The organism is Bacillus sp. D48C (genome assembly GCF_053345735.1).
In genome coordinates, this window is record NZ_JBKFAQ010000001.1 from 308,946 (window position 1) to 334,218 (window position 25,273).

Annotated in this window: 23 protein-coding genes and 3 other annotated features (1 of these 26 running past the window's edge); of the genes, 18 read left to right on the forward strand and 5 right to left on the reverse strand. The window is 36.4% G+C overall.

Annotated elements, in window-relative coordinates; all coding sequences use genetic code 11:
- Nucleotides 1–137, forward strand: a binding site (T-box leader); it begins 92 nt to the left of the window's first position.
- A gap of 44 nt (nucleotides 138–181) precedes the next feature.
- The 4 genes from pheS (at nucleotide 182) to ACLBXA_RS01735 (ending at nucleotide 5,732) form a co-directional block, all read left to right on the forward strand.
- Nucleotides 182–1,216, forward strand: a complete 1,035-nt coding sequence (gene pheS, locus ACLBXA_RS01720; protein ID WP_000388222.1) for a phenylalanine--tRNA ligase subunit alpha — start codon at nucleotides 182–184, stop codon at nucleotides 1,214–1,216.
- A gap of 18 nt (nucleotides 1,217–1,234) precedes the next feature.
- Nucleotides 1,235–3,655 carry a phenylalanine--tRNA ligase subunit beta gene (gene pheT, locus ACLBXA_RS01725; RefSeq protein ID WP_079246000.1) on the forward strand — a complete coding sequence of 807 codons (2,421 nt, stop codon included), beginning with the start codon at nucleotides 1,235–1,237 and terminating at the stop codon, nucleotides 3,653–3,655.
- A gap of 153 nt (nucleotides 3,656–3,808) precedes the next feature.
- Nucleotides 3,809–4,060: a binding site (T-box leader), on the forward strand.
- A gap of 52 nt (nucleotides 4,061–4,112) precedes the next feature.
- Complete coding sequence (asnS, locus tag ACLBXA_RS01730) at nucleotides 4,113–5,504, forward strand: asparagine--tRNA ligase (protein WP_000432189.1); 1,392 nt, start codon at nucleotides 4,113–4,115, stop codon at nucleotides 5,502–5,504.
- A 93-nt stretch (nucleotides 5,505–5,597) separates the two neighbouring features.
- Nucleotides 5,598–5,732 carry a YuzL family protein gene (locus ACLBXA_RS01735; RefSeq protein ID WP_000039593.1) on the forward strand — a complete coding sequence of 45 codons (135 nt, stop codon included), beginning with the start codon at nucleotides 5,598–5,600 and terminating at the stop codon, nucleotides 5,730–5,732.
- Nucleotides 5,733–5,772: 40 nt separating this feature from the next.
- Here ACLBXA_RS01735 and ACLBXA_RS01740 read toward each other — a convergent pair whose 3' ends face one another.
- Both ACLBXA_RS01740 and rnhC read right to left on the reverse strand, forming a co-directional pair.
- Entirely contained in the window at nucleotides 5,773–6,024 is a 252-nt protein-coding gene (locus ACLBXA_RS01740; RefSeq protein ID WP_447617121.1) for a hypothetical protein, read from the reverse strand.
- Nucleotides 6,025–6,269: 245 nt separating this feature from the next.
- Entirely contained in the window at nucleotides 6,270–7,205 is a 936-nt protein-coding gene (gene rnhC, locus ACLBXA_RS01745) for a ribonuclease HIII (RefSeq protein WP_000071595.1), read from the reverse strand.
- 124 nt (nucleotides 7,206–7,329) lie between these two features.
- Here rnhC and zapA point away from each other — a divergent pair, with 124 nt between their 5' ends.
- From zapA to srtB, 13 genes are all read left to right on the forward strand, one after another.
- On the forward strand, nucleotides 7,330–7,599 hold the full coding sequence (gene zapA / locus ACLBXA_RS01750; RefSeq protein ID WP_000082701.1) for a cell division protein ZapA: 270 nt from the start codon (nucleotides 7,330–7,332) through the stop codon (nucleotides 7,597–7,599).
- A 1-nt stretch (nucleotide 7,600) separates the two neighbouring features.
- Nucleotides 7,601–8,140, forward strand: coding sequence for a CvpA family protein (locus tag ACLBXA_RS01755; protein ID WP_000565409.1), 540 nt, complete (start codon nucleotides 7,601–7,603; stop codon nucleotides 8,138–8,140).
- Nucleotides 8,141–8,195: 55 nt separating this feature from the next.
- Complete coding sequence (gene polX, locus ACLBXA_RS01760; RefSeq protein ID WP_044784573.1) at nucleotides 8,196–9,914, forward strand: DNA polymerase/3'-5' exonuclease PolX; 1,719 nt, start codon at nucleotides 8,196–8,198, stop codon at nucleotides 9,912–9,914.
- A gap of 19 nt (nucleotides 9,915–9,933) precedes the next feature.
- Entirely contained in the window at nucleotides 9,934–12,294 is a 2,361-nt protein-coding gene (locus ACLBXA_RS01765) for an endonuclease MutS2 (protein WP_000893725.1), read from the forward strand.
- 195 nt (nucleotides 12,295–12,489) lie between these two features.
- Complete coding sequence (locus ACLBXA_RS01770; protein WP_447617088.1) at nucleotides 12,490–13,179, forward strand: 23S rRNA pseudouridine(2604) synthase RluF; 690 nt, start codon at nucleotides 12,490–12,492, stop codon at nucleotides 13,177–13,179.
- Between the two features lie 108 nt (nucleotides 13,180–13,287).
- Nucleotides 13,288–13,543, forward strand: a binding site (T-box leader).
- Between the two features lie 115 nt (nucleotides 13,544–13,658).
- Complete coding sequence (gene brnQ6 / locus ACLBXA_RS01775) at nucleotides 13,659–14,984, forward strand: branched-chain amino acid transport system II carrier protein BrnQ6 (RefSeq protein ID WP_000842652.1); 1,326 nt, start codon at nucleotides 13,659–13,661, stop codon at nucleotides 14,982–14,984.
- Nucleotides 14,985–15,474: 490 nt separating this feature from the next.
- A complete protein-coding gene (isdC, locus tag ACLBXA_RS01780; RefSeq protein ID WP_000757956.1) occupies nucleotides 15,475–16,188 on the forward strand; it encodes a heme uptake protein IsdC in 714 nt (237 codons plus the stop codon).
- A gap of 23 nt (nucleotides 16,189–16,211) precedes the next feature.
- On the forward strand, nucleotides 16,212–16,670 hold the full coding sequence (locus tag ACLBXA_RS01785) for an NEAT domain-containing protein (protein ID WP_447617089.1): 459 nt from the start codon (nucleotides 16,212–16,214) through the stop codon (nucleotides 16,668–16,670).
- A gap of 24 nt (nucleotides 16,671–16,694) precedes the next feature.
- Nucleotides 16,695–19,454: an NEAT domain-containing protein gene (locus tag ACLBXA_RS01790; protein ID WP_447617090.1), complete on the forward strand. Its 2,760-nt coding sequence runs from the start codon at nucleotides 16,695–16,697 to the stop codon at nucleotides 19,452–19,454.
- Nucleotides 19,455–19,523: 69 nt separating this feature from the next.
- Nucleotides 19,524–20,405, forward strand: a complete 882-nt coding sequence (gene isdE, locus ACLBXA_RS01795) for a heme ABC transporter substrate-binding protein IsdE (protein WP_016077231.1) — start codon at nucleotides 19,524–19,526, stop codon at nucleotides 20,403–20,405.
- A 27-nt stretch (nucleotides 20,406–20,432) separates the two neighbouring features.
- Complete coding sequence (locus ACLBXA_RS01800; RefSeq protein ID WP_447617091.1) at nucleotides 20,433–21,416, forward strand: FecCD family ABC transporter permease; 984 nt, start codon at nucleotides 20,433–20,435, stop codon at nucleotides 21,414–21,416.
- A complete protein-coding gene (locus ACLBXA_RS01805) occupies nucleotides 21,406–22,176 on the forward strand; it encodes an ABC transporter ATP-binding protein (protein ID WP_000403765.1) in 771 nt (256 codons plus the stop codon). Before ACLBXA_RS01800 ends, ACLBXA_RS01805 begins: the two co-directional genes overlap by 11 nt.
- A gap of 32 nt (nucleotides 22,177–22,208) precedes the next feature.
- Complete coding sequence (gene srtB, locus ACLBXA_RS01810) at nucleotides 22,209–22,973, forward strand: class B sortase (protein WP_002162479.1); 765 nt, start codon at nucleotides 22,209–22,211, stop codon at nucleotides 22,971–22,973.
- 72 nt (nucleotides 22,974–23,045) lie between these two features.
- On the opposite strand, the gene isdG is transcribed toward srtB, so the two are convergent.
- A complete protein-coding gene (gene isdG, locus ACLBXA_RS01815) occupies nucleotides 23,046–23,369 on the reverse strand; it encodes a heme oxygenase (protein WP_000587818.1) in 324 nt (107 codons plus the stop codon).
- A gap of 294 nt (nucleotides 23,370–23,663) precedes the next feature.
- Between isdG and ACLBXA_RS01820 the strand changes: the two genes are divergently transcribed.
- Nucleotides 23,664–24,863: a class I SAM-dependent rRNA methyltransferase gene (locus ACLBXA_RS01820; RefSeq protein ID WP_001255945.1), complete on the forward strand. Its 1,200-nt coding sequence runs from the start codon at nucleotides 23,664–23,666 to the stop codon at nucleotides 24,861–24,863.
- Nucleotides 24,864–24,902: 39 nt separating this feature from the next.
- On the opposite strand, the gene ACLBXA_RS01825 is transcribed toward ACLBXA_RS01820, so the two are convergent.
- Together ACLBXA_RS01825 and ACLBXA_RS01830 are read right to left on the reverse strand one after the other, a co-directional pair.
- Complete coding sequence (locus tag ACLBXA_RS01825) at nucleotides 24,903–25,097, reverse strand: YwbE family protein (protein WP_001014310.1); 195 nt, start codon at nucleotides 25,095–25,097, stop codon at nucleotides 24,903–24,905.
- Nucleotides 25,098–25,271: a hypothetical protein gene (locus tag ACLBXA_RS01830; RefSeq protein WP_001293576.1), complete on the reverse strand. Its 174-nt coding sequence runs from the start codon at nucleotides 25,269–25,271 to the stop codon at nucleotides 25,098–25,100.
- Nucleotides 25,272–25,273 lie beyond the last annotated feature (2 nt).

A 25,273-nucleotide genomic window follows, 5' to 3' on the forward strand; every position in this document is an offset into this window, starting at 1 on the left:
GAATTCACCTCTGGAGTTGACGCCAGGACCATGTATATGTAAAGGCGTTCCGGTCAGAATTGATCGTTATAACTAATGAGTGGGCAGACTTGTTCTGTCAATTTAGGGTGGTACCGCGAATTTACCTCGTCCCTTTTTGGGAGCGAGGTTTTTTTATTTTTAAAATTAGGAGGGTTCCAAAATGGAAGCACGTTTAAAAGAGCTAAAGCAAAAAGCGTTAGAGCTTATTGAAGAAGCGAAAGAGCTAAAGGGCTTAAACGACGTACGCGTAGCGTATTTAGGAAAAAAAGGTCCAATTACAGAAGTATTACGCGGCATGGGAAAATTATCAGCAGAAGAGCGTCCACGTATGGGAGCATTAGTGAATGAAGTACGTGAAGCGATTCAAACGCGTCTAGAAGACAAAATTAGCAACTTAGAAAAAGCAGTAATTGAAGCGAAATTAGCTACGGAAACAATTGATGTTACATTACCAGGTCGTCCTGTTGAAACAGGTTGTCACCATCCGTTAACAGCTGTTGTTGAACAAATTGAAGATGTATTCATCGGTATGGGTTATGAAGTAGCTGAAGGAACAGAAGTAGAAAAAGACTACTACAACTTCGAAGCACTAAACTTACCGAAAGATCACCCAGCACGTGACATGCAAGATACATTCTACATTACAGAAGAAACGTTACTACGTACACATACATCTTCTGTGCAAGCACGTACGATGGAAAATAATAAAGAAAAAGGCCCAATCAAAATTATTTGTCCTGGTAAAGTGTATCGCCGCGATGATGATGATGCGACGCATTCACATCAGTTCATGCAAATTGAAGGCCTTGTAATTGATAAAAACATTCGTATGAGTGACTTAAAAGGTACACTGCAAGTATTCGTGAAAAAGATGTTCGGTGAAGATCGTGAAATCCGTCTTCGTCCAAGTTTCTTCCCATTCACAGAGCCATCTGTAGAGATGGATATTTCTTGTATGATGTGTCATGGCAAAGGTTGCGGCACTTGTAAAGGAACTGGCTGGATTGAAATTCTAGGCGCAGGTATGGTTCACCCGAACGTACTTGAAATGGCTGGTTATGATTCAAAAGAATATCAAGGTTTCGCATTCGGTATGGGCGCAGAGCGTATCGCAATGTTGAAATACGGCGTAGATGACATTCGTCATTTCTATACAAATGATGTACGTTTCTTACAACAATTCAAACGAGCGTAAGGGAAGGAGAGGATAAATATGTTCGTATCATATCGTTGGTTACAAGAGTATGTAGATATTAAAGATGTAACAGCACAAGAACTAGCAGACAAAATCACGAAAAGTGGTATTGAAGTAGAAGGCGTTGAAGTATTAAATAAAGGTGTAAAAGGTGTTGTAGTTGGTCACGTATTAGAATGTGAAAAACACCCAGAAGCTGATAAATTAAGCAAATGCTTAATCGATATCGGTGAAGAAGAGCCAGTTCAAATTATTTGTGGAGCTGCTAACATTGCAAAAGGTTTAAAAGTGCCAGTTGCAAAAGTTGGTGCTGTACTTCCTGGTAACTTCAAAATCAAAAAAGCAAAACTACGTGGTGAAGCTTCTCACGGTATGGTTTGTGCTCTTCAAGAGCTTGGCATTGATGGAAAGTTAGTTTCAAAAGAATATGCAGATGGTATCTTTATCTTCCCAAGTGACGCTGAAGTTGGTGCAGATGCACTTGAAATTTTAAACTTACACGATGAAGTACTTGAGCTTGGTTTAACACCAAACCGTGCAGATTGCTTAAACATGTTAGGTGTTGCATATGAAGTGGCTGCTATTTACGGCCGTGAAGTAAAACTTCCAGCTATCGACTTACAAGAAACAGCAGAAAAAACTTCTGATTACATTTCTGTAAGTGTAGAAGCGAAAGAAGAAAATCCATTATACATTGCAAAAATGGTGAAGAACGTAAAAATTGGTCCATCACCAATGTGGATGCAAACCCGTCTTATGGCAGCTGGCATTCGTCCAATTAGCAACGTAGTTGATATTACAAACTACATTTTAATGGAATACGGTCAACCGTTACATGCATTCGATTACGATAAATTAGGTTCAAAAGAAATCGTTGTTCGTCTTGCAAAAGAAGGCGAAAAAATTGAAACATTAGATGATCAAGAGCGTACATTACAAAGCCACCATCTTGTAATTACAAACGGAACAAAAGCTTTAGCTGTTGCTGGTGTAATGGGTGGGGCGGATTCTGAAGTTACAAATGAGACAGTAAACGTTCTAATTGAGTCTGCATACTTTGCAGGTCAAACAGTGCGCCGCACATCAAAAGACTTAGGTCTTCGTAGTGAATCAAGTGCACGTTTTGAAAAAGGAATCGACCCAACACGTACATTTGAAGCAATTCAACACGCAGCTGCCTTAATGGCGAAATATGCTGGCGGTGAAGCACTTGAAGGTGTAGTAGAAGCTGATAACTTACAAGTACAAGAGCGTACAGTATCTGTTACTGCTGAAAAAGTAAACCGTGTATTAGGTACAAATATTTCTGCGAGTGAAATGGGTACAATGTTCGCGAACTTGAAATTTCCATTCACAGAAGTAGAAGGAACATTCCATGTAAATGTACCAGCACGTCGTCCTGATATTACAATTTCAGAAGACTTAGTAGAAGAAGTGGGCCGTCTATACGGTTATGACCACATTCCAGTTACATTACCTTCTGGAACGATGACTCGTGGTAAATTAACATCAGCACAAACGAAACGTCGTAAAGTACGTCGCTTCTTAGAGGGTGCTGGTTTATATGAAGCAATCACGTATTCATTAACGAGCGCTGACAAAGCGAAACAATACATGATTGAGCCAAACGAAAAGGCACCTGTAAACCTTGCACTTCCAATGAGTGAAGAGCGTAGCCAACTTCGTTTAAGCTTAGTGCCACAATTGCTAGAAGCAGTTTCATACAATGTTGCTCGTAAAAACGACAGCGTTGCTTTATACGAAGTAGGTTCTATCTTCTTACCAACAGAAGCAGGAGAACTTCCGAAAGAAGAACAACACCTTGCAGGTGTTATGACAGGTCTTGCTCTTCACCATGCATGGCAAGGTGAGAAGAAAGTAGTAGACTTCTTCGTTGTGAAAGGTGTACTAGAAGGACTATTCGACGTACTTGGCGTTTCAAAACAAATCACATATGCACCAGCGAAACGTGAAGGTATGCACCCAGGTCGTACAGCTGACATCGTATTAGATGGCGAAGTAATTGGTTTCATCGGTCAATTGCACCCAGAAGCAGAAAAACAATTAGATGTGAAAAATACATTCGTATTTGAACTATCTCTTGTAAAAATATTCGGTGCAGACGCTGAAGAAACTTACTACTCAGCAATTCCGCGTTTCCCATCTATGACACGTGACATGGCTGTTGTAGTAACAAAAGAAACAAAAGCTGGTGAAATGAAGCAAGTCATTGCTGAAGCTGGCGGAGAACTTTTGAAAGACGTAACACTATTCGACTTATACGAAGGTGAAAAAATGGAAGAAGGCAAGAAATCACTTGCATTCTCTATGACTTACTTCGATGCAGAACGTACGTTAACAGATGAAGAAGTAACAGAAGCGCATAACCGTGTATTAACAACGGTAGAAGAGAAATTTGGTGCGGAGTTACGTAAGTAATTAGAAAATTGCCGGATTCATTCCGGCAATTTTTTTATTGCACAATCGTCGACAGATGTCGGTAAGTCGATATATTACAAAAATCGCTTATATATTTTATGGCATCTTGCATCTTTCTCTCGAATGTAGTACATTAATTTTAGTTTAACAAAATGAAAGACGATGATAAGGAAAAGTAGTATATACTATAATCCAAAGCGAGTCAGGGGCGGTGAGAGCCTGATGAGGCGGTATATGTGAAGAACACCTTGGAGTTGCTAACCGAAATTGAATCTTGTATTCAAGAGTAGACTTAGACGGGAAGCCGGCCTGTTACAAACCGGGAAGTATGTATTACATACGAGTTAAAGTTGGTCTTTATGACAAATTGGGTGGTACCGCGAAGTTTAACCTTTCGTCCCTTTATGGATGAAAGGTTTTTTTGTATTTAAATATATCAGCAAAGGAGAATTTCACTATGGAAAACACATTAGTAAAAAGTCTGTATAGAGATACAGAAAAGTATGCAGGTCAAACAGTACAAGTATCAGGGTGGATTCGTAATTTACGTGATTCAAAAGCATTTGGTTTCATCGAATTAAACGACGGTAGCTTTTTCAAAAGCGTTCAAATCGTTTTCGATACAGAATTAGAGAACTTTAAAGAAATTGCAAAGCTTCCACTTAGCTCTTCAGTGAAAGTAGAAGGTAAAGTAATTGCAACGCCTGGAGCGAAGCAACCATTTGAAATTAAAGCAGAAAAAATTGATATCGAGGGCTTATCAGATTCTGATTACCCACTTCAAAAGAAGCGTCATACGTTTGAATACTTACGTACAATCGCTCACTTACGTCCAAGAACAAATGCATTCTCTGCAACGTTCCGCGTACGTTCTATCGCAGCATTTGCGATTCACCAGTTCTTCCAAGAGCGTGGATTCGTACATGTTCACACACCAATCATCACTGGTAGTGATACAGAAGGTGCTGGCGAAATGTTCCGCGTAACAACACAAGATTTAAACAACGTACCAAAAGGTGAAGACGGACAAGTTGATGAGTCAAAAGACTTCTTCGGTAAAGAAACAAACTTAACAGTAAGTGGACAGCTGAACGCTGAAGCGTATGCATTAGCATTCCGTGATGTATATACATTCGGACCTACATTCCGTGCAGAAAACTCAAACACAACTCGCCACGCTGCTGAGTTCTGGATGGTTGAGCCTGAGATTGCATTCGCTGAGTTAGGCGATGTAATGGATCTTACAGAAGATATGCTGAAATATGCAATGAAATATGTATTAGAGCATGCACCAGAAGAAATGGACTTCTTCAACAGCTTCGTTGATAAAACAGTTCTAGAGCGTATGAACAACGTGATTAACTCTGACTTCGGTCGCATCACATATACAGAAGCAATTAAAGTACTTCAAGAATCAGGTGCTGACTTCAAGTACCCAGTAGAATGGGGTATTGACTTACAAACAGAGCATGAAAGATACTTATCAGAAGAGATCTTCAAACGCCCTGTATTCGTAACTGACTACCCGAAAGACATTAAAGCGTTCTACATGCGTATGAATGAAGATGGAAAAACAGTAGCTGCTACTGACCTTCTAGTTCCTGGCATCGGCGAATTAATCGGCGGAAGTCAACGTGAAGAAAGAATGGACGTTTTAGTAGACAGAATTAAAGAATTAGGTATGAACGAAGAGGACTACTGGTGGTACTTAGAACTTAGAAAATACGGCGGTACAAAACACGCTGGATTCGGTCTAGGTTTCGAGCGCTTCCTAATGTACATCACTGGTATGGCTAACATCCGTGACGTAATTCCATTCCCAAGAACTCCAGGTTCTTCTGAGTTCTAAAATATGAAAAAAGCGAGAGGATTTCCTCTCGCTTTTTTGTTTGCATAGTTTATGACCCCGTAGCAAAAAGTAACGCGAAGGGGTGAGAATAAAATGAGTAAAAAAGTGAAAAAAGATCATTCAAGATCGAGCCTAGGTTCTCCGGAAGTAGAAGGACAAGGAACGACGACACATGAAACAGGTTCTCATAAGGTATCTTCATCTAATAAGAAGCAGAAACAAAGCTAACATAAAAAAGGAGAGTCTTAGGGGCTCTCCTTTTTATGTATTACATCTTGTTATCGTTAATCTCTTTTGTAATTTGATTTATGTCTTTGTCTAATCGATCTAAATAGAAAAACCATAGTAAACTCATGAACACGTGATAGATGGCCATAACGCTAAGGTTATCAGATATGTTTTCGAATGTGGATTTAGTAGTGAAGAAAGTGCCCCAAACAGTAGAAATAATGAAGTAAGAAAGTGGACCTACGAGATGTACGAAAACATATAATAACTTTTTCACTTTTACAGCGTTTATATAAATTCCCTCCTTTAAATTATTGAATGCAGGCTTTTCACTTAGTATCTGAATATTTTCTCTAATTTTGAACTGTCTTTCGTGTGGATCGCCTAGTAAAATATTTAGAATCATTTGTAGAAGTAGCAATGGGAATCTCCTCGTATGTTAGAATAATCTGTATATTGTAATTGTCACAAAACTATAAGGACAATAGTAGGGTGAAACAAAAAACAGGAGTTTGTAGGCTCCTGTTTTTGTCGATACTATTTTAATAAGCGAAACGCCTTCTCCGTATTAGCGAAATGCAGTTTCACAAACTCGGGTAATCGTTCTTTACCAAGCTTTTGAATTAATTTAGCTGCAGCAATATCAACTTGTTTACCAGCACCTTTTGGAAGTGGCATACCAGCTTTTTTGCTTAGTTCGTCAAACTGTTTTACGAATGAGTAGCGAGCTAAAATAGAAGCAGCGGCTACTGCTAAATGGACGCTTTCACCTTTCGTCGCGAAATAAACATTTTCACGCTGTACCTGTTTTTGTTTTGCTAAATATTTATAGTATGTATCAGGTTGTGTGAATTGATCGATTAAGACGCCTTCAGGTTTTGTAGGTGCCATTTTACCTAATAAGTTTGTAATAGCTTTATTATGTAGCAAGGCTTTTAGCTTACCTTGGTTGTTTCCTTTATCAAATAGCTCGTTATATTTTTCATTATGAAGGACAAGAGAGCTGTAAGGAACAACATGTAGAAGTTGTTTCGCAATGGCAGTAATTTGATCGTCATTTAAGTTTTTAGAGTCTTTTACACCAAGTTCTTTTAGTAGTGGAATTTGCTTTGCATCTACATATACAGCAACGACTGTCATCGGTCCAAAGAAATCTCCCGTACCAACTTCATCAGACCCTACAATAGACATTGTACTGATGGAAGCAGGCGGTGCATAACGATGTGAATCGACAGTTTTTTTTACAGCTGTTTTGGGTGTTTGAGAGACAGTTTGCCAACGAGAAGCTTCTGCTTCAGCGCGGCCTCCTTGGAACATTACTTTTCCAGATTTATACGCTGTAATCGTGCAAGATGGTACCTTTGCCATGAAGATCCCGCCTTGCGGAGTTTTCGGGCTAAGCGAATGTTTATATTGTTGTTTCATGTCTTCAATTACTGTAGAATTTGTTTGAATTACGATAGAATTTGACATAATGGTCGCCCCTTTTTTTATATTGTTATTTTTATCATATCGGATTGTTCTTTCTGTTTCCATATTATGAAGGTTCATGGTATGATAAACTTTAGGATTCTGTACGTGATTGGAGGCCGGTGAGTTGTCACAACAAAAGGGAAAGAAAAGTCGAATTAATGTAGAAATCTATGGTCAACAATATTCAGTTGTTGGCGATGAAAGTACAAGTCATATCCGCATGGTAGCAGCGATTGTGGATGATAAAATGCGCGAACTCAATGCCAAGAATCCTTCGCTTGACACGAGTAGACTAGCGGTATTGACGGCGGTAAACGTCATACACGATTACATAAAATTAAAAGAAGAACATGAGAAATTGAAAGAAAGTATGACAAAAAAAGGAATGGAATAACATGATTGATATTATTATCATTTTACTGCTTGTTATGGGATTTTTCCTCGGCTTACGCAGAGGGTTTATTCTGCAACTTGTAAAGTTAACAAGCTTTATTATCGCATACCTTGTTGCATACTGGTACTGTAAAGATTTAGCGCCAGCACTTGCGAAATTTATTCCGTATCCATTTGATAAAAACGTATCTGTTCCAGAATGGATTGATGCAAATAATATTGAGACAGTATTTTATCAAGCGCTTGCGTTTATCATATTGTTTATTATCACTAAAATTGCACTTTCATTACTTGGTAATTTGTTAAATATGTTTGCAGAAATACCGGTTTTAAAGCAAGTAAATGCGTTTGCGGGGGCAATCCTCGGATTTTTAGAAGTATATATTATTTTGTTTGTCTTAATTATCATTGGAAACATACTTCCGATTGAACAAGTACAAACACCATTACAAAAATCATCAATTAGCAAAATAATTGTAGACGATACACCGATTCTATCTGAAAAGGTGAAGGAACTATGGCAGACAGGTAGCAGAGTATAACTTCTCTTTTTTCGGAAAGAGAAGTTTTTTTCTATGAAAGAAAGGCGGGGCAATGATGAAAGTAAATAAAAAACAAGTTATCAAATTATTAGAGACAATCGGGCTTTTTATGGAACTAAAGGGTGCGAATCCATTTAAAATATCTGCATTTCGTAAAGCGGCAGCAGCATTAGAAAGTGACGATCGTAGTCTTTCTGAAATTGAAGATTTCACAAAGATTCCAGGCATCGGAAAAGGAACAGCAGCCGTTATTCAAGAATATATAGAATCGGGAACATCTGAAGTATTACAAGAACTTGAGAAAGAAGTACCAAGTAGCTTATTGCCGTTATTAAAACTACCAGGACTTGGTGGTAAGAAGGTAGCTAAGTTATATAAAGAACTTGGTGTTGTTGATATGGAATCGCTAAAAGCTGTTTGTGAGGAAAATAAAGTACAGGCTTTAGCAGGTTTCGGTAAGAAGACAGAAGAGAAAATATTAGAAGCAATCGATCAAGTAGGCTCTCGTCCAGAGCGTTTACCAATCGCGATGGTATTGCCTATTGCCGGGGAAATAGAGGAGAAATTGTCGAATATTGCTGAAGTAATTCGTTTCTCTCGCGCTGGTAGTTTGCGCCGCGCGAGAGAAACAGTGAAAGATTTAGATTTTATCATTGCAACCACAGAACCAGCAGCGGTACGTGAGCATTTACTACAATTCGATAATATGATTGAAGTAATCGCAAGTGGAGATACGAAAGTTTCGGTTCGTCTTCAATATGAATATGATATTTCAATCGATTTTCGTTTAGTAAAACCAGAAGAGTTTATTACAACTCTTCACCATTTCACAGGATCAAAAGACCATAACGTAAAAATGCGTCAAATCGCAAAAGATAAAGGCGAGAAAATTAGTGAGTACGGTGTAGAAAACTTGGAAACAGGTGAAGTGAAAACATTTGAGAATGAAGAAGACTTCTTCGCTCATTTCGGTCTGCCATTTATTCCGCCAGAAGTGCGTGAAGATGGAAAAGAAATTGAATTAATTAAAGAGTATCCGAACTTAATTCAGTTTTCCGATATACAAGGTGATTTACATATGCATACAACTTGGAGTGACGGTGCTTTTTCTATTGAAGAAATGGTACAAGCGTGCCGTGCTCGTGGATATAAGTTTATGGCGATTACTGATCACTCGCAATATTTGAAAGTAGCGAATGGTTTAACGAAAGAGCGTCTTCGTGAGCAAGCGAAAGAAATTGAACGTATGAATGAAAAGTATCCAGACATTACAATTTTACGCGGAATTGAAATGGACATTTTACCAGATGCCTCGCTTGATTTTGATGATGAAGTATTAGAAGAATTAGACTATGTCATTGGAGCGATCCACTCTAGCTTCTCACAAGACCGTGAAACGATTATGAAGCGTCTGCGTACTGCACTTGAGAATAAACATGTCACAATGATTGCTCATCCGACAGGACGTCTTCTCGGGCGCCGTGAGGGTTATGATGTAGATACAGATTTATTAATTGAACTCGCAAAAGAGACAAATACAGTTTTAGAATTAAATGCGAATCCGAACCGTCTAGATTTAAGCGCGAAATTATTAAAACAAGCACAAGATGCTGGTGTAAAAGTAGCGATTAATACGGATGCTCATACACTTGAAATGTTAGAAGATATGGAAACAGGTGTAGGTGCAGCACGTAAAGGTTGGATTCAAAAAGATAACGTGATTAACACGTGGGATATTGAACGTTTATTAGACTATATTAAACGTAATAAGTAACACAAGGGGGACCTGCAACATGTTAGAAAGAACGTTGCGTGTATTAGAATACAATAAAGTAAAAGAACAATTACTTGAACATACAGCCTCTTCACTTGGCCGTGATAAAGTGAAGCATTTAGTGCCGAGCACTGATTTTGAAGAAATTGTAGAAATGCAAGATACAACGGATGAAGCAGCGAAAGTCATTCGTTTAAAAGGTAGTGCACCATTAGGTGGCATTACGGATATTCGTTCAAATGTGAAGCGTGCAAAGATTGGAAGCATGTTAAGCCCGAATGAACTACTTGATATTGCGAATACGATGTATGGTAGTCGCAATATGAAACGTTTCATTGAAGATATGGTTGATAACGGTGTCGAGCTTCCGATTTTAGAAACTCATGTCGCTCAAATTGTATCTTTATATGATTTAGAAAAGAAAATTACAAATTGCATCGGTGATGGCGGTGAAGTAGTCGATAGCGCGAGTGATAAACTGCGTGGTATTCGTACTCAAATTCGTACTGCGGAAAGTCGTATTCGTGAAAAGTTAGAAAATATGACGCGTTCTTCAAACGCGCAAAAGATGCTGTCTGACTCGATTGTAACGATTCGTAACGAACGTTACGTAATCCCAGTAAAACAAGAATACCGCGGCGTATATGGTGGTATTGTTCACGATCAATCTGCTTCTGGACAAACGTTATTTATTGAACCGCAAGTCATTGTAGAATTAAATAATGCACTACAAGAAGCACGAGTGAAAGAAAAACAAGAAATTGAACGTATATTATTAATGTTAACAGAAGAAGTGGCAGTAGAAGCCGATATCGTTTTATCAAACGTAGAAGTAGTTGCAAATCTTGATTTCATCTTTGCGAAAGCTTTTTATGCGAAGCGAATTAAAGCAACGAAACCAATCGTAAATAACGAGCGTTATATGGATTTAAGACAAGCTCGTCATCCGCTAATCGATCCAGAAATTATTGTGCCAAATAACATTATGCTAGGTAAAGATTTCACGACAATTGTTATTACAGGACCGAATACAGGTGGTAAAACAGTTACGCTGAAAACAGTTGGTATTTGTGTATTAATGGCGCAATCTGGTCTTCACATTCCAGTAATGGATGAGTCAGAGATTTGTGTATTTAAAAACATCTTTGCTGATATTGGTGATGAGCAGTCGATTGAACAAAGCTTAAGTACGTTCTCCTCACATATGGTGAACATTGTAGATATTTTAGAAAAAGCTGATTTTGAAAGCTTAGTTTTATTTGATGAATTAGGTGCTGGAACAGACCCGCAAGAAGGTGCTGCACTAGCAATTTCGATTTTAGATGAAGTATGTAACCGCGGTGCTCGTGTTGTTGCTACGACGCATTACCCAGAATTAAAAGCATACGGATACAACCGTGAGCAAGTTATTAATGCGAGTGTTGAGTTTGATGTAAATACATTAAGTCCAACTTATAAATTATTAATCGGTGTACCAGGTCGCAGTAACGCCTTTGAAATTTCAAAGCGCCTTGGATTATCTGATCGCGTTATTGATCAAGCACGTAACCACATTAGTACAGATACAAATAAAATTGAAAATATGATTGCGAAGTTAGAAGAAAGCCAGAAGAACGCAGAGCGTGACTGGAACGAAGCAGAGGCACTTCGCAAACAATCTGAGAAACTTCATCGTGAGTTGCAACGTCAAATTATTGAGTTTAACGATGAGCGTGATGAAAAATTATTAAAAGCGCAAAAAGAAGGGGAAGAAAAAGTCGAAGCTGCGAAGAAAGAAGCAGAAGGCATTATTCAAGAACTTCGTCAATTGCGTAAAGCACAGCTTGTAAATGTGAAAGATCATGAGCTTATTGAAGCGAAGAGCCGTCTAGAAGGAACAGCGCCAGAGCTTGTGAAGAAACAAAAAGTAAACGTGAAAAATACTGCGCCGAAGCAACAGTTACGTGCAGGCGATGAAGTAAAAGTATTAACGTTCGGTCAAAAAGGTCAATTACTTGAAAAGGTAAGTGATACAGAGTGGAGCGTACAAATCGGTATTCTGAAGATGAAAGTAAAAGAATCTAACATGGAATACATTAACACACCGAAACAAACAGAGAAAAAAGCAGTCGCAAGTGTGAAGGGTAGAGATTATCACGTGTCGTTAGAGCTTGACCTTCGCGGTGAACGTTATGAAGATGCAATGATGCGCGTTGAAAAATATTTAGACGATGCACAGCTTGCAAGCTATCCCCGTGTATCAATCATTCACGGTAAAGGAACAGGAGCGCTTCGCCAAGGTGTACAAGATTACTTGAAGAAGCACCGCGGCGTGAAGAATTACCGTTACGGTGACATGGGCGAGGGAGGCCTAGGCGTAACAGTTGTCGAATTAAAATAGCAAACAACGAAACAAAGGGGAAACCATTATATGTTTATGGACAAACTTGCAAAAGTATTGTTAGCTTGTTGTGGAATATTTTTGGTGATTGGGGTTATTTATTTAGTTGTTTTTGCGAATTGAAAAAGCGTCAATCGTGGCATAATGATATTGCCATAGATTGACGCTTTTAATATATGTGAAAAGGAATAAAACATGAAAATCAACCAATACATAAGCGAAGCAAAATCCTGCTCAAGACGTGAAACAGATCGCCTCATTAAAGCTGGACGCGTGGCTATTAACGGCGAAATATGTACGCACGGTGCACTCGTGAGCGATGGTGATGTAGTAACGATTGATGGGCAGGTTATTGCAAAAGAAGAGAAAGAGAAGGTGTATATAGCCTTTCATAAGCCGGTCAGAATTACTTGTACAGCAGCCGAGCATATTGAAGATAATATTATTGATTATATCAATTATCCAGAGCGAATCTTTCCAGTTGGGCGATTAGATAAAGCATCAGAAGGACTTATCTTATTAACGAATGACGGTACGATTGCGAATCAAATTTTACATGGTGATCATGAGCACGAGAAAGAATATGTTGTCACAGTCGATAAACCTTTTACGGACTGGTTTATTAATGAGATGTCCAGCGGTGTAAAGATTAAAGATGGTATGACGAAGCCGTGTAAAGTGACGAGAGTCGATCAATCAACATTTCGTATCATTTTAACGCAAGGGATGAACAGGCAAATTCGTAGAATGAGCCGTGCTTTCGGGTTTACTGTAATAAAGCTAAAGCGAGTACGCATTATGAATATAGAGCTAAATGAGCTTGAAGTAGGAAAGTGGAGGAGCGTTACATCGGAGGAATTAGACATTCTAATAGATCAGTTATAGGGAGGAAAAGTTTTCTCCCAATATTTTTTTGTCAGAAAAAATAAAACTATTGATTTTTTAAAAAATAGCCCATATAATAAAAAACAACAAGTTTCGACAAGATATTTTATAAAAGTAATGATGAGGACATGAGTTGTATTTTACGATTCTCAGAGAGGGGAGCCTTAGGCTGTGAGCTTCCTAATACGAAAAGACAAGCTTACCACCTCTAAACTTCAAGAGTGAACTGCATGCATGATGCATTGTAATTCTTGGCGGATAAAACCGTTATCAATTTACACGAGCTATAAAATGAGCTTATTTCGTTATAAATTCATTTTATTAGAATAAGGGTGGAACCACGATTTCAACACTCGTCCCTTTGTTAGGGACGGGTGTTTTTTGCGTTCTTTTACGGGGAAGTGTGCTTGAAAGAGGATATGTGACGGATTATTTTTCAGAATATTTTGTCAATTAATTATTTTAGGAGGTTAGTAGAAATGAAATCATCTTTAAAGTTTTCAGAGATGTTTGCAATAAGTTTAATGTTATTTGCACTGTTTTTTGGTGCAGGTAATATGATTTTTCCACCAGCGTTAGGGCAAGGTGCTGGAACGGACGTATGGATCGCGCTGTTTGGTTTTATTGTAACAGGCGTTGGACTACCTTTATTAGGCGTAATTGTTATAGCTTTAAAGGGAGATATTAATGAGCTAGCAGGACGTGTACATCCTATATTCGCACTTGTTTTTATCACTGCCATTTATTTATGTTTAGGCGTATTCGTAAGTGTGCCGCGTACAGGAACAGTAGCTTATGAGATGAGTGTTGCACCGTTTTTACCAAGTGAGATAGCAGGTCAGTCATATCCACTTGTTATCTTTACACTTATTTTCTTTGCAGTAACTTTCTATTTAGCTTTAAATCCTTCGAAATTAGTGGGGCGTATTGGTAAAGTGCTAACTCCAATATTATTAGCTGTTATTGCAATTATCGTAGGTAAAGCACTTATTACACCAATTGGAGAATTTGGTGCACCGACAGAAGTGTATAGTGCTCCTCTCTTCAAAGGATTTATTGATGGATATTTAACTTTAGATGGACTTGCAGCACTTGTATTCGGAAATGTTGTAATTCATGCGTTAAAAGAAAAAGGCATCACAAATAAAAATAGTATTGCAAAAGTAACAATCTTTGCAGGATTTATTGCAGCGCTTGGTCTACTACTTGTGTATTTAGCGCTTGCTTATCTTGGAGCTTCTAGTGTGTCACTTGGAATGGGCGCAAACGGAGGAATTATTTTAACAAATGTGGTGAATCATTTATTTGGCAGTTACGGAACTTTATTACTAGGGATCGCAATTACAGCAGCGTGTTTAACAACTTCTGTAGGTATTGTTGCAGCTTGTGGTGATTACTTCTCTTCCTTATTACCAAAGCTTTCTTATCAAAAAGTCGTTTTCATTTTCTGTGTATTAGCATTTATGGTAGCAAATCTTGGGTTAACTCAGTTAAATGCATTAGCATTACCAATCTTAATCGCTATCTATCCAATTGGAATCGTACTTATCGTATTATCACTTGTTGAAAACTACGTTCGTCTTCCATTAGCGATGTATGTGGGGGGGATTGTAGGAGCATTTGCAATCAGTTTCTTTGATGGATTACACAATGCAAACCTTCAAATTGCAGCGCTAGCACCTATTTTAGATAAGATTCCATTATATAGTGTAGGAATTGGTTGGTTAGTTCCAGGCATAATCGGTATAGGATTTGGTTATATAGTTTCTAAGTTTCAAAAGCAGGAAATTGCTGTAGAAAAATAGAGAAAAGAGGCTTTCTATAATAGAAAGTCTCTTTTTTTGTAGAAAAAGCCATATATAGAGAAATTCAGATATTAAAAATTTTATACGTAATATAGTTGACAAAAAATTTATGAGTAGGCTAAGATTGACTTAGTTGTGGAAATATTGGAAGGGAAGTGAGGGATAAGGGGTTTCTATAACTATAGTGTTGTTATGGGAAGAGGTGAAAGAAGAGGCGAAGAGATAGTTTATTTTTTTTGATTTATATTGAGAATGATAATCAATAAAAAAGTTTTATAATTTTTTCTCAGTTTCTATGCCTTTGTATAAGGAATAGGGTGAGATATTATTTTTAATATTCAATGAGAATGATAATCAATAATACTTATGTTACATAAAAGAATGCTAATTAAATAATAGGTAAAAGAGATTATTTTTTTCTTATAAATTGAGAATAATTATCATTTTCAAAAAAGTGAAATGAAAGATAACCAAGGAGGAAACAAGAAAAATGAAAAAGGTTTCTGTATTACCCGCTTTTATTATAACGTTCGTATGTATGCTAGCTTTTCTTGTAATGCCATACGGAAATGCTTCAGCAAAACTAGCTGATGGTACTTACGATATTAATTACGTAATTCAAAAAGCGGAAAATGATTCAGCTTCAATGGCAAATGACTATTTTGAAAAGCCAGCAAAATTAGTAGTGAAAAACGGTGAGATGAGAGTACAAGTTCCGATGAATCATAGTGCTTGGATTACAGAATTTAAAGCACCAGAGAACGGGGATTTTGTTGATGCGAAAGTTGTTAGTAAAGATGAATCGGCAGATAAAAGAACAGTAGAGTTTAAAGTAGATGATTTATCCAAACCGGCAGCTGTAAAAATTCATGTTGTTGTACCAAATGCAAACTATGACCACCACTACACAATTCGTTTTGCTTTTGATGCAAATGTAAAAGCTGTAGGTGGCGATAACGGCATAGCTGCTACTACAAAAAATAATGATCAAGCGAAAACAGATACACAAGTAAAAGAAGAGAAAACAAAAGTAGAGAGTAAGGAAACAGCTAAAGAAGTGAACAAAGAAACAAAAAATGAAAATGGAAAAGCTGAAAAAACAGATAATCCAAAAACAGGCGATGAAGCACGTATTGGATTGTTTGCAGCGTTAATTCTTATTTCAGGTGCTTTCTTAATTCGTAAAGTGAAGTTGAGTAAATAAATCTTTTGAAGGGTGATGAATATATGTTTAAACAATTTAAAATGATTATTGCCGTATTTGCTGTTTTATTTACGTTTATCGCAACACTAGGTTTACAAGATGCAAAGGCTGCTACAAAACTAGCTGATGGAAAATATAATATTGCTTTTACTGTATGGAAAGGCGATAAAGATGAATCGTCTAGAATGAATAGTTATTTTGAAAGCCCAGCAACATTAACAGTTAAAAATGGAAAACAATATGTTTCATTTAAAGTGAAAGATAGTGCTTCTATTAAAAGTTTCCAAGTAGAAAAAGATGGTCAATTTGTAGAAACAACCGTGTTAAGTGAAAACAAAAAAGATAATACTAGAGTTGTAGAATTTGAAGTTGCTGACTTGTCAAAAAAACTAAATGGCAAGGTGAAAATTAGTATTCCAATTATTAATTATAATGCTTCGTATGATATTCGCTTTGTATTTGATGGGAATAGTATTAAATAATTTTCAAAAGGGAGAGTCGTTCCATTGAACAGGTATACAAAAATTATTGTTGCTATGTTTTTAATGATATTTACATTCGTATCAACATTACAACCACTTGCAGTTCAAGCAGCTACCAAGTTGGCTGACGGTGAATATTCAATTGGCTTCAAAGTTTTAAAAGATACATCAGATGAAGAATCAATGATGAATCAATATTCAGTAAGCCCGGGAACTTTAAAAGTGAAGGATGGGAAAAAGAAAGTATCCTTTACATTAACAAATAGTTCATGGATTACGAAGTTTGAAACAGAAAAAGCAGGTAAGCTAGTTGCGACAAATGTAATTAGTGAAGATAAAGAAAAAGATACAAGAGTAGTAGAATTTGATGTAGAAGATGTAGAGAAGGTATTAAATGCAAAAGTAAAAGTAGATATTGATTTTTTAAATTATCATCATGAGTACGACGTTCGTATTGCATTTGATCAAAATAGCATTACACCAATTCATGTAGAAAAACCAAATGAAAAAGAGGACCCAGCTAATAAGCCAGATCCAAATGAAACTACCGATCCAGGTCAGAAGCCCGACCAAAAGCCTGACCCAGATCAACAACCAAATTCTAACACAATTACAGATGGTGCGTACAGCATTCCATTTAAAGTGTTAAAAGATCAAACAGATGAAGAATCTAAGATGAATACTTACATGGTAAATCCAGGAGTATTAAAAGTAGAAAACGGTAAGAAAAAAGCAATTGTAACACTAAAAAGTAGCTCATTAATTAAAAATTTCCAAACGGAAAAAGATGGCGTATTTGTTGATGCAAAAGTAGTGAGTGAGGATAAGGAAAAAGATACAAGAGTAGTAGAGTTTGAAGTAAACGATTTATCTAAAAAACTAAATACAAAAGTATTTATCGAAATGGCATCAAGAAATTATAAGCAAACGCATGATGTACAACTTTTATTTGAACAAGATAAACTTGAACAAATTAAAAATGAAGAGAAAAAACCAGAAGTAGAAAAACCGGAAGCAGAAAAACCAGAAGTAGAAAAACCAGAAGTAGAAAAACCAGATGAAAATAAAAAACCAGATGCTGAAACAATTAAAGATGGTGAATACAGCATCAATTTTAAAGCGTTAAAAGATCAAACAGACGAAATTTCAATGATGAACACATATACAAAAAGTCCAGGTGTGCTAAAAGTAAAAGATGGTAAGAAGTATGTATCATTTACGTTAACGAACAGTTCTTGGATTACAAAATTTGAATTTGAGAAAAATGGTTCGTTTGTTGATGCAAATGTAATAAGTGAAGATAAAAAAGCTGATACACGCGTAGTGGAAGTAGAAGTGCCAGATTTATCGAAAAAGTTAAATGCAAAAGTAAAAGTAGATATCGATTCAATGAATTATCACCATTTTTACGATATTCAATTTGCATTTGATAAAGGTAGCATTAAGCCGTTAGATAACCAAGGTGGAAACGACAATCAAGGCGGAAACAACAACCAAGGTGGAAATAACAACCAAGGCGGAAACAACAACCAAGGTGGAAACGACAATCAAGGTGGAAACAATAACCAAGATAATAACACAACAATTGATCCAAAAGCTCTTAAAGATGGTGAATACAGCATTGGCTTTAAAGTGTTAAAAGATCAAACAGATGAAATCTCAATGATGAACACATACACAAAAAGCCCAGGTGTATTAAAAGTAAAAGATGGTAAGAAATACGTATCGTTTACATTAACAAATAGTACATGGATTACGAAATTTGAATTTGAGAAGAATGGTTCTTTCGTTAATGCAAAAGTGTTAAGTGAAAATAAAGAACAAAATACAAGAGTAGTAGAAGTAGAAGTAAACGATTTGTCTAAAAAATTAAATGCAAAAGTAAAAGTAGATATTGATTCAATGAATTATCACCATTTCTACGATGTTCAATTTGTATTTGATCAAGACAGTATTAAAGCTTTAGGGAACCAAGGTGGAAACGACAACCAAGGCGGAAACGACAACCAAGGCGGAAACGACAACCAAGGCGGAAACGACAACCAAGGCGGAAACGACAACCAAGGTGGAAACGACAACCAAGGTGGAAACAACAACCAAGGTGGAAACAACAACCAAGGTGGAAATAATAACCCGAGAGTAATAGTTGATCCGAAAAATTTAGTAGATGGCCAATATGATATTACATTTAAAGTATTAAAAGATAAAACAGATGAAATTTCAAAGATGCATGACTATGTTGTAAATCCAGCGAAATTAATCGTAAAAGATGGTAAAAAATACATTGAGATGACGCTGAAAAATAGTGCGTGGATTACGAAATTCCAAACGGAAAACAAGGAACTATTCGCTGATGCGAAAGTAGTAAGCGAAGATAAAAATGCAAATACGCGAGTAGTACAGTTTGAAGTAGAAGATCTATTTAAAAAATTAAACGCAAAAGTAAAGGTAGACATCGATGAGATGAACTATCATCATTTCTACGATGTACAAATTCAATTTGATACAAATAATATCGGCGCGTTAGGAACTATTAAAGAGGAACCGAAGAATGAACCGGAAAATCCAGTGACTACACCGAAAGTAGATAATGTAAAAACAGTAGGTACTCCTGATTTTAACCGAAATGCAGATGGTCAGAAGAAAAAAGAAGATACAAAAAATGATTCAAAAAAAGAGAAAAACTCAAAAACTGCAGATACAGCACAACTTGGTTTATATATGGTGTTACTGCTAGGTTCACTTGCTTTACTAGTTCGTAAATATAGAGCAGGTAGATTGTAATTTTTGGAGTCTTGATGCATGTTCGCGTGCATCAAGACTTGTTTCATATTGTATGGAAGGGAGTGGTGATTGAGAGTGAAGAAAATCGTAAGTGTACTAATGGCTATCATTTTGTTAATGAGTATAGCCGGGTGCTCGTCACCAAAAAAAGAAACAGCAAAGCAGGTAAAGAGAGAGAGTAAAGAGCGCGTTGTTGCAACAACAGTGGCTGTTACTGAAATTATGGATGCGTTAGAAGTAGATTTAGTCGGTGTTCCAACAAGTTCTAAAACTTTACCGAAGCGATATAAAGGTTTACCTGAAGTTGGGAATCCAATGAGTCCAGATATGGAAAAGGTAAAGTCATTAAAGCCTTCAGAAGTGTTATCTGTGACAACACTTGAATACGAATTAAAGCCAGTTTTTGATGGTGTGGGTATGAAAGCAAACTTTTTAGATTTAACGAGTTTAAAAAATATGCAAAGTTCTATTAGCGATTTAGGTAAGAAATATGGACGTGAAAAACAGGCTGAAGCAGTAGTAACTAAGTTAGATAAAAAGGTTGCTAGCATTCAAAAGGAAGTAAAAGGAAAGAAAGAACCGACAGTGCTTATTTTATTAGGTGTGCCGGGAAGTTATTTAGTAGCAACAGAGCATTCTTATATTGGAGATTTAGTAAAACAATTAGGTGGTAAAAATATTGTGCAAGGTGAACAAGTAGAATATTTAGCTTCTAATACAGAGTATTTAAAGAAAGCTGATCCAGATATTATTTTACGAGCAGCTCATGGTATGCCTGATGAGGTTGTAAAAATGTTTGATAAAGAATTTAAAACAAATGATATTTGGAAACACTTTGCTGCGGTTAAAAATAACCGTGTTTATGATTTAGAAGAGCGTTTATTTGGAACGACAGGCAATTTAGCAGCAATTGAAGCTTTAGATGAATTGAAAAAAATGATGTATCCGTGATGCATTTTAATATAAAGGAAGAGTAGAATGAATAAAAAAACTTGGAGTTTCCTCATTGTTACTGCATTGCTCATTGTTATGACATCATTGTCAGCGATGAAAGGGAGTTTAGAAGTAGGTATTGTTGAACTTGTACAAGGGATATTTATAGGTGGAAATGAAGATGTTGAAGTCATTAAAGATTTACGTTTCCCTCGTATTATTATTGCGCTGTTCACTGGAGCGGCTCTTGCTGTTTCAGGGGTGCTTTTTCAAGCTGTTATGAAGAATCCACTCGCTGATGCTGGGGTAATCGGTATATCTTCAGGAGCAAGTTTTATGACACTCGTTATTATTACTTTGTTCCCGCAATTCTTTTTCTGGACCCCCGTATTCGCCTTTTTAGGTGGTGCGCTTGCGTGTTATCTCGTTTATTCGTTTTCATGGAAGTCAGGGTTAAGCCCACTTCGCATTATTTTAATTGGTATTGCCATTAATGCGATGTTTACTGGATTAAATGAATCATTCGTTACGATTTGTGGGTATTTTATTAAAAGTATTAAGCAAACGACGACTTCTAACATAACAATGAAGACGTGGGGCGATGTAGAAATAATGGTGACTTATGGAACGATTGGTCTTATTCTTGCTCTGTTCGTAGGAGCTTGGTGTAACTTATTATCGCTACAAGATAAGACTGCGAAAAACTTAGGCTTGCACGTGACGAGAGTTCGTCTTATTATTTCTGCCATTGCAGTACTCTTAGCGGCAGTATCAACAGCGATTGCAGGTGTTATTGCTTTTGTAGGATTGCTAGTTCCGCATATTTCAAGACAATTGGTCGGTTCAGACCATAAAGTATTAATTCCATTTTCTGCTCTTGCAGGGGCGTCATTAATTTTGACGGCGGATACGATTGGAAGGTTAATTGTGCCACCTAATGAAATTCCAGCAGCAACAATTATGGCGGTTATTGGTGGTCCATTCTTAATATTCTTGCTTAGAAAGAGTGATAAAGTTCATGGAAATTAAAAATGTAACCTTTTCATATGATAACGTAACAAATCGTTTAAAGTCTGTTAGTAGTGAAATAGAAATTGGGAAAATTACAACAATCATTGGCCCGAATGGATGCGGGAAATCAACATTACTTAGTGTCATGTCTAGAAATCACGTTCCTAGCAGTGGAGAAGTAATACTTGATGGGAAAGCGATTAGTGAATATAAACCGAAAGAGTTTGCTAGAAAGCTAGCAGTTGTCCACCAACAAAATGAGGCTCCAGCAGATATTACAGTGGAAAAGCTAATAAGCTTTGGGCGTATGCCATATAAAAATATTTTCTCTCCGCAAACAGATGAAGATAGAGAAGCGATAGAGCGTGCACTAGTATGTACGAATTTACAAAGTAAGCGTGATAAGCCAATCTATGCTTTATCCGGTGGAGAGAGGCAGCGAGTTTGGATCGCAATGACATTAGCTCAAAATACACCAATGCTTTTCTTAGATGAACCGACAACCTATTTAGATATTTACTATCAGCTAGAAATATTAGAATTAGTGAAAGAGTTAAATGAAGTGTATGGATTAACGATTGTAATGGTATTACATGATATTAATCAAGCCATTCGTTATAGCGACCATATTATCGTTATGAAAGATGGAGAGATCATTACGAAAGGTAATCCTAATGATGTAATAACAGAAGAGATGGTTAAAGCAATATATGGTGTAGATGTCATTGTAAAACAGGATGAAGATACTGGATTGTATATGGTACCTATGGGAATCTAAAGGCTGAGTATAATCCGTTTTGAGGTGATAATTTGAATAGCAAGAACGGACGGAAAAAGAATTCTTTTTTTCAACGCATACTTACAATTGCGTTTTTAGGAATCTTTTTCTATTCAATGTATGAGTTGGGTGGGATTTTCATGGATTATTATGAAAATCGTAAAGTAATGGCTGAGGCACAACATATTTATAAAAGAAGTCCAATGGAAGAAAAATCGGAAGACGGAGAGGTACGTAAACAGTTTCAGGATCTCCAGAAAATTAATCCAGAGATAGTCGGATGGATTACGATGGATGATACACAAATTAATTATCCAATCGTTCAAGCAAAAGATAATGATTACTATTTATTTCGTAATTATAAAGGTGAAGATATGAGAGCGGGAAGCATTTTTATGGACCATCGTAATGATGTGAAATCTCAAAATCGAAATACGATTTTATATGGCCATCGTATGAAAGACGGTTCTATGTTTGGTAGTTTAAAAAAAATGTTGGATGAAGACTTTTTCATGTCCCATCGTAAATTATATTACGATACATTATTTGAAGGATACGACGTTGAAGTTTTTTCAGTATATACGACAACAACGGACTTTTATTACATTGAAACGGATTTTGAAAATGATGCAGTATATACATCGTTCTTAAAGGAAGTTCAAGAAAAATCACTGTACAAAACGGATACGGAATTGACGGCTAATGATGAAATCGTAACACTTTCTACTTGTGACTATGCGCTTGATCCAGAGGCTGGAAGGCTAGTTATACACGCAAAGTTAGTAAAAAGAAATTAAAGAAAAAAGTATAGAATATGAGAAGTGATAGATAACGCTTCTCATATTCTATACTTTAAAAAAGAACTGTTTTTACTGTGCTGCAGCCATTGGCATACGTACAACTTTTACATCATAGTAAGCAATTTTATTATCAAGAATATATTCTGGCATTCCACCTTGATGTGAGTGAGCATCTTTAAATGCGGCGCTCTTTGTCCAACCTTGGAAATCTTCTTTTGCATTCCATCGAGTGCTAATTGTTACCTCATCATAATCAACTGTATTTTGCGTTAAAAGAACTTCTAGACCTAAAAAGCCTGGCATCGTTTCAACTTTACCTACTTTATTAAAACGCTCAATTAATTTATGTCCATTTCCCTTTGTAATTTTAGCTGTATTTGTAACAATAATCATGTTTATTCCTCCTATAAATGTAGCTATATTTTCAAGAACTCATATACATTAAATGATAATGAAAATCATTATCATTGTCAATGGTAAATGTGAAATATATAATTTTTTTCTATTATTTTGGACAGTGAGATTTCCATTTCAAAACGTAGTAAATATGTGGCGGTTAAGTGCGAGAATGAGCGAGTTGTACTAGCAAAGCAATAATATGGTATAGTGAAACGAGGCTGTTTTTTCAGGCTCGTTTTTTAAATGCTTCCTATAGAGAAAGCATGCAAATGGAAAGGAAGTTATTATATGCGATCAGAAGTAACTATAAAAATAAAACCGAAATTTATAAAAGAAATTAAAAGTGGATATCCACTTATTTTAAAAGATGCAATTCAAAATTTAAACGATGTTCGTGAAGAAGGGACAATCATCAAAGTAGTAGATGAGAAGAACAACTTTGTCGGAAAAGGTTATTATGGAAAACAAAATAAAGGATACGGCTGGATTTTAACGAGAAAAGAGAGTGAACAAATTAATCAATCTTTCTTTGAAAGTAAAATCAAATCTGCCTTACATAAACGAAAACAATTTTATAAATCAAGTGATACGACAGCATTCCGCGCCCTAAACGGTGAAGGTGATGGTCTTGGCGGACTAATTATCGATTATTATGACGGCTACTACGTAGTAAGTTGGTATAGTGAAGGGATTTATACTTTCAGAGATGAGATTATAGCAGCTCTGCAAAAAGTAGCAAACTTTAAAGGCATTTATGAGAAGAAGCGTTTTGATACGAAAGGGAAATATATTGAGGGTGATGATTTCGTAGCAGGAGAGCGCGGTGAGTTCCCGCTTATCGTAAAAGAGAACGGTGTGAACTTCGCTGTTTATTTAAATGACGGGGCAATGGTTGGTGTATTTTTAGATCAACGTAACGTTCGAAAACAAATTCGTGATAAATATGCAAAGGGAAGAACAGTGTTAAATATGTTCTCTTATACAGGTGCTTTCTCTGTATTTGCAGCGCTTGGCGGAGCGAGTAAAACGACGAGTGTTGACCTTGCAAATCGTAGTTTAAGTAAAACGATTGAGCAGTTTAGTGTCAATGAAGTTGATTATGAAGCACAAGATATTATTGTAGAAGATGTATTTCTTTACTTCAAATATGCAGCTAAGAAAAAGATGAAATTTGATATGGTCGTACTTGATCCTCCAAGCTTCGCCCGATCAAAAAAATATACATTTAGTGCAGCAAAAGATTATAAAAATTTATTGAAAGAAACAATTGCTATTACAGAAAATAACGGTATTATCGTTGCTTCTACAAATTGTAGTGCATTCGATATGAAAAAGTTTAAAGGCTTTATCGATACAGCCTTTAAAGAAATGAATGGCAAATATAAAATATTAGAAGAACATTCTTTACCAGAAGATTTCCGTACCATTGATCAATTTAAAGAAGGAGACTATTTAAAAGTAGTTTTCATCGAGAAAATTAAAGGTTAATAAAGAAAAAGGAGCTCGAGTTTACTTGAGCTCCTATTCTTATTGAACGATATTTTGTACTCTACCGACTTGCCCGTCCTGCAATCGCACTTTAATGCCATGTGGATGGGAAGGGGAGTTTGTTAAAATATCTTTTACAATGCCACGTGTTAATTTGCCTGTTCGTTGATCTTGTTTTAATACAATATCAACTTCAAGGCCGGGTGCGATATTAGAACGTTTTTGTCCGTTCATTTACACACCTGTACGTCTACGTTGGTTGTTTGTCTTCTTTGTTTGTTGGTTTTGTAATTTTTTCGTTTCTTGGTTTTGATTTTTTGCATTTTGACCATTTCCATTTCCTTGCTTTTTCTTAGCAAGTTGTTCACGCATTAAATCAGCTAAGCTTACTTTTTTGTTTTCTGACATGA

Coding starts and splice junctions, on each gene's coding strand:
- pheS (WP_000388222.1), top strand. CDS start 182: ATGGAAGCACGTTTAAAAGAGCTAAAGCAAAAAGCGTTAGAGCTTATT.
- pheT (WP_079246000.1), top strand. CDS start 1,235: ATGTTCGTATCATATCGTTGGTTACAAGAGTATGTAGATATTAAAGAT.
- asnS (WP_000432189.1), top strand. CDS start 4,113: ATGGAAAACACATTAGTAAAAAGTCTGTATAGAGATACAGAAAAGTAT.
- ACLBXA_RS01735 (WP_000039593.1), top strand. CDS start 5,598: ATGAGTAAAAAAGTGAAAAAAGATCATTCAAGATCGAGCCTAGGTTCT.
- rnhC (WP_000071595.1), bottom strand. CDS start 7,205: ATGTCAAATTCTATCGTAATTCAAACAAATTCTACAGTAATTGAAGAC.
- ACLBXA_RS01755 (WP_000565409.1), top strand. CDS start 7,601: ATGATTGATATTATTATCATTTTACTGCTTGTTATGGGATTTTTCCTC.
- polX (WP_044784573.1), top strand. CDS start 8,196: ATGAAAGTAAATAAAAAACAAGTTATCAAATTATTAGAGACAATCGGG.
- ACLBXA_RS01765 (WP_000893725.1), top strand. CDS start 9,934: ATGTTAGAAAGAACGTTGCGTGTATTAGAATACAATAAAGTAAAAGAA.
- ACLBXA_RS01770 (WP_447617088.1), top strand. CDS start 12,490: ATGAAAATCAACCAATACATAAGCGAAGCAAAATCCTGCTCAAGACGT.
- brnQ6 (WP_000842652.1), top strand. CDS start 13,659: ATGAAATCATCTTTAAAGTTTTCAGAGATGTTTGCAATAAGTTTAATG.
- isdC (WP_000757956.1), top strand. CDS start 15,475: ATGAAAAAGGTTTCTGTATTACCCGCTTTTATTATAACGTTCGTATGT.
- ACLBXA_RS01785 (WP_447617089.1), top strand. CDS start 16,212: ATGTTTAAACAATTTAAAATGATTATTGCCGTATTTGCTGTTTTATTT.
- ACLBXA_RS01800 (WP_447617091.1), top strand. CDS start 20,433: ATGAATAAAAAAACTTGGAGTTTCCTCATTGTTACTGCATTGCTCATT.
- ACLBXA_RS01805 (WP_000403765.1), top strand. CDS start 21,406: ATGGAAATTAAAAATGTAACCTTTTCATATGATAACGTAACAAATCGT.
- isdG (WP_000587818.1), bottom strand. CDS start 23,369: ATGATTATTGTTACAAATACAGCTAAAATTACAAAGGGAAATGGACAT.
- ACLBXA_RS01820 (WP_001255945.1), top strand. CDS start 23,664: ATGCGATCAGAAGTAACTATAAAAATAAAACCGAAATTTATAAAAGAA.
- ACLBXA_RS01825 (WP_001014310.1), bottom strand. CDS start 25,097: ATGAACGGACAAAAACGTTCTAATATCGCACCCGGCCTTGAAGTTGAT.
- ACLBXA_RS01830 (WP_001293576.1), bottom strand. CDS start 25,271: ATGTCAGAAAACAAAAAAGTAAGCTTAGCTGATTTAATGCGTGAACAA.